This is a genomic window from Streptomyces sp. NPDC054847 (assembly GCF_053610925.1).
The window spans coordinates 1-4,284 of sequence record NZ_JBSGZJ010000553.1 but is presented as its reverse complement, the minus strand read 5'-3'; the positions used below and the strand labels follow the sequence as shown (position 1 = coordinate 4,284).

Here is a 4,284-nt window from a genome sequence, read left to right as displayed (position 1 = left end):
GGACCACCGTCCTCGTCTGTTGAAGTGCTGTCGCCGCCTGGGTCAGAAGTCGAACAGGTGGCTGGCTCGGGACTGCGCCACACAGCTGTTGGCGAACGTCTGCTCGTACGAGACTCGGCGACCCTCCCACACGCCGTCAGCTGTGACGGTCACGGGAGCGTAGATCTTCGGACAGACGCGCCCCGAGCCGTCGTTCAGCGTGAGCGCAGGCTGACCGTGGGCGCGTTCCAGGTCCGCGCATGCGGCCCTTGCGTCCGGGTGGGTTCCGCCGGCGGTCGGCTTGCAGGTGAGGGTGACGGCCCGCTCGACGGTCGCTGCCGCCGCGCTCTCGCCCTGACCAACCGTCAGCACGACTGCGGACGGCGAGTACAGGCTGTGGGGCTCACTCGCCGCGGCAGGGCCGGCGGTCAGAGTGACGAGGCCGACGGCTGTCCCCGCCATGCAGGCGATCGTGGCTGCTGATCGACGCATCGGAGTCTCCTTCTTCTCGACTACGGAACCTGCAGCGTTGCTCAGGCGTCGGGAGAACATCACATCGATGCCCGTCACCTCGGACATCGGCGACGGGGGGCAATTGACCGAAAGGGGCCATGACCGGGGACGGGGGTTTCATCGGCAGTACGTTTAGCGCCAGTTCGTCAGCAAGAGCCCTCACCGAACCGGTCGCCTCAGGAACAGGAACGAGCCGTGACTTCTCGACCGATATGCCAGCTCTCCGTCTGATACGACAGAAAGGTGATTGAAGCGGCACACAAATTCCTCTGGACGTGGCGGTTGCGTCACGCTGCCCCGCCCCTTGCGTGCGACGGCTGCCGGAGACACGTCTGCCCCAGGCCCCAGGCCCCAGGCCCCTGCAGCGAGTACTGGCTCCACGCTTCGAGGTCTTCCGCTTCCGCTTCAGCGTCATGGGCCTGACGAGCAGTTACGAGTTGCATGCGGAGCATGTCGTCACACTGGACACAGAATTCCTGAGTGGATGTCAGCCTCAAGGGCCAGAGTTGCCGGATGTAGCTCGACCCCACCCCTGCAGCACCTCGACCGCTTCCCAGCTCAAGCCGTGCAATCCACCCGATGGTGCTGCCCATTCTCAACATCAACGCGCTGCTCGTCCAAGCCTGCTATCAGGAACTAACGCGACGACGACAAGATCACAAAACTGGCCGGCACAGGCCGAGCCGTTCCCTACATCGCCGCGCGTGCCCGACGAGACCGACGGATGCCTGTTTCAAAGAGAACGTCGCGCAACACCTGAGCGATCGCTTTCGTCGCGCTTGGCCCCGTGCGAGATGAGGTACGCGCCGGCCAGGATCAGTGCACAGCCACTGAGCTGAAGCGGCGAAGGGTGTTCATCGAGTACCAGTGCACCGAGAGCCAGCGCACCGACCGGCGTCAACAGGAGCAGGGCCGCTCCTACTTCACTGGCCATGTGTGGCGAAGCGAGAGCGACGAGCAACCACCCTGCGACCTGGCCACCGAAGGCAACCAGAAGCAGCCAGCCGAACTGCGCCCAGCCCGGCGTCAAGGTCATGCCCTCCCAGAGGTAACCCGCGCCAAGTGAAACCGCAGCCGCACTCGCCACCACGTATTGGTACGACTGCACGATGCGACCCTGGCTTCCACCCCGCCGCAGCAGGAACAGGAAGCCCGAGTAGCACGCGGCCGCCAGGAGAGCATGGATTGTCCCTGCGACCGGGTCGGTACCAGCGGCTTTCCGTTCGAGGACGCCCCCGGTGAGCACGATACCGAAGACCATGACGGGAAGGAGCGCCAGAAAACGCCGACTGATCGGCTCCCGGTCCACCATCAGCGCGAGCAGCGGGACGATCACCACCTGGGCATTGACCAGCACGGTCGACAGGCCCGCACCCACCTCGCCGATGGCTTGGGTCCACCACAGCGCGTCACCCGCGAACAGCAGGCCGGCCGCCGATGCGTACAGTCGTTGACGGTTTGTCGGCGGACCCTCGCGACGCCATTCGAAGATCACCAAGGGCATGAGCAGCAGCGCGGCCAGGGCACACCGGTAGAACGACGCTGTTCCCGGCGACGCGCCGGAGAGGCCGATCAGGATCGCCGATGTGGAGACGCCGAGGGCCCCGATCCCCATGGACCACGGCGACAAGAGGATCGACGGCCAAGACGCGGACCGCTGATTTTGCTCCATCTGATCCAGCTTCACCCACCGACAGCCACGAGCGCGCGATTGAAGTGCTGTGGCGCGTCAGGAAATGGCGCCATGCACGAGCTGATGTGCCTGGTACTCCTCGACGATGCGCAGCTTGTCCAGGCGGGACAGGTCGGGCCGTGGCCGGGCATCACCCACGCTCCAGAACGCTGGAGGGACGGCGGGGGGCTCTCCGGCCTCGAGGAACATCGGTACAACGGTTATCGGTGAGCACGATCATGGTCCGGGGGTGCGTCTGCGCTGACCCGGTTCTCCTACTCGCGGCGGGTCTTGCGCTGTGCCGGAACCGCCGGGACGCCCTGACCTCCGTCAAGGAGCCGGCAGCGGGCGAGGAGCCCGCAGTGCATGGCAGGGACGGCGATGACACGCAGGGTGTAACCCTGGCCGCGCCGCACGGTCCCCTCGTCGAGCGCGGCCTGCTCGGCGGGCTTCAGCTCGGCGGTGTGGAGGAAGTCGGCGACCTTGCCTGGCATGTCGAGGGTGACCGGCAGATCCGGCACCGGGACGTCCTCGATGGCGGTGTGGTCGAGGATGAGGTCGGCGACGGCCGTGCGGATCGCGCTACGGCTGGCCCCGGCCAAGTTGGGAGCCGCGTGAGGGGCCGAGGAGGGACGACCCCCACAAGGGCGTTGGCGCATCCGGGGAAGCCGGCTCCCAGCAGCACTAGAACTCCGGGATTGACCAGGCAGCACCCTCTGCGGCCGCCTGGGAGTTCAGGGCGGGCGGTCTGGAGCGGCACGGGAGCTGCTCCTCCACGGGCCCGGGACGGGCACATAGACCGTAGTCGGGCCCCTCGTTCCCCCGTGCGGCCTATCCCGCACGCGACGTCACCTCTGCGCCCATTCGAGTCCGAGGTTGGCCAGGGCTTGGAGCTTGTCGGTACTCAGCTTGGCGCGGCGGCTCTTGCTGTTGCTGAGGAACACCCCGAGCTTGACTTCGGTGCCACCGTCCAATCGTTCTACGTGAGCCCTGGGGACCCGCACAGAGCCCTCGCGGGCCTTGTACTGCGCCAGGGCCGCAACCCCCCGCTCGAAGGCGCTTACAGGCGTTGTAGAGGGCTTCGCGGGCGCTTCTTCCGGCTCGGGGGCCAACGGGATGATGCCGAGCTGCTTGAGGCGCTCGCGCTGCCCGTCCGTCAATGCCTGCCAGACGGAGAGGGTGCGCTGCTTGGCCAGCCATTTCCCGACGTCCATGCCGTGCACGGTGACGCCGGGCAGGACGTCGGCCGGGCCCTCTTCGTCGCGTACGAGCTCGCGCAGGGCGGCGTAGTGGCGTTGCCAGTCCGCCGGCCACTGCGGGTTCCAGTCCTCGTCCACGGCCTCCAGCGCGGTCTTCCACTCGGGGTGCCCATCCAGCGCACCGGCCCGCCGGAGGTTGGACAGCCACTGCCCGACCGGCCGGTCGAGCATCGTTGCGGACCGGGGTGCGCACAGGGTCCAATGCTGGTCGTAGTACGCCTTGGCGGCTTCCAGATTCTCCTGGAAGCGTTCGTCCGCGAGGTTCCAGACCATGCCCAGCTTCTCCAGCCGCGCCGCGCGCTGGCCGGTCATCTGCCCGGCTCCGTAGGCCCTTCGCTGTTCTGCGACCCACTGCCCAAGCGGTGTCGCACCCTCTTTGTGCCCATATGGCACTCGGGCATGATGCTCACGCTCGGTGAACTTCTTGAGCGCCGCCCAGCCGCGCGCCCAGTCCTGGCGTTCGGTGTCGATCACGTTGAAGGAAACCCAGTCCGCGACCATCACCGGATCACGAGGGGCGGCAAAACGGAGCAACAGACGGGATTCTTCCTCGCCTTCCTCGGGCGGCGGGCCGATGCTCACGGACGACTGCGCCACGTCCTTCTGCGGCTCCTGCGGAATCGCCAGCAACTCGATCGCCTCTTCATCATGAGCACGCAGACCTTCCAATACCTTCACCAAAGGCCGATACGACCCCGACGTGAACATATCCTCCGGCTTTTCCCCGGGCTGAAGAAAAACCGGCACGATCAAAGACGCGAGCTTGCCCTCTCCCGGCTTCTGCCGCAAAGCGCGCCCGATGGCCTGGACGATGTCGTGCGGGGCCCCCTTGGGATCCAGCAGGGCCACGGAGTCCACGGC

At 66.7% G+C, this 4,284-nt stretch carries 4 protein-coding genes; all 4 read right to left on the bottom strand.

The window, feature by feature from the left end; genetic code table 11:
* Nucleotides 1-42: 42 nt before the first annotated feature.
* Nucleotides 43-471 (bottom strand): subtilase-type protease inhibitor, encoded by a 429-nt coding sequence (locus ACWGH4_RS32160; protein WP_453467092.1) that lies wholly within the window; start codon nucleotides 469-471, stop codon nucleotides 43-45.
* A 754-nt stretch (nucleotides 472-1,225) separates the two neighbouring features.
* Nucleotides 1,226-2,179: a DMT family transporter gene (locus ACWGH4_RS32155; protein WP_453467090.1), complete on the bottom strand. Its 954-nt coding sequence runs from the start codon at nucleotides 2,177-2,179 to the stop codon at nucleotides 1,226-1,228.
* Between the two features lie 260 nt (nucleotides 2,180-2,439).
* The gene (locus tag ACWGH4_RS32150; protein ID WP_453467088.1) at nucleotides 2,440-2,766 is read right to left on the bottom strand and encodes a resolvase; all 327 of its coding nucleotides are present in this window, start codon (nucleotides 2,764-2,766) and stop codon (nucleotides 2,440-2,442) included.
* Nucleotides 2,767-3,012: 246 nt separating this feature from the next.
* On the bottom strand, nucleotides 3,013-4,284 hold a 1,272-nt coding region (locus tag ACWGH4_RS32145), incomplete at its 5' end, for a Helicase associated domain protein (RefSeq protein ID WP_453467086.1).

Excerpts from the sequence above, each read along its gene's own strand:
- ACWGH4_RS32160 (WP_453467092.1), bottom strand. The coding sequence starts at position 471 with ATGCGTCGATCAGCAGCCACGATCGCCTGCATGGCGGGGACAGCCGTC.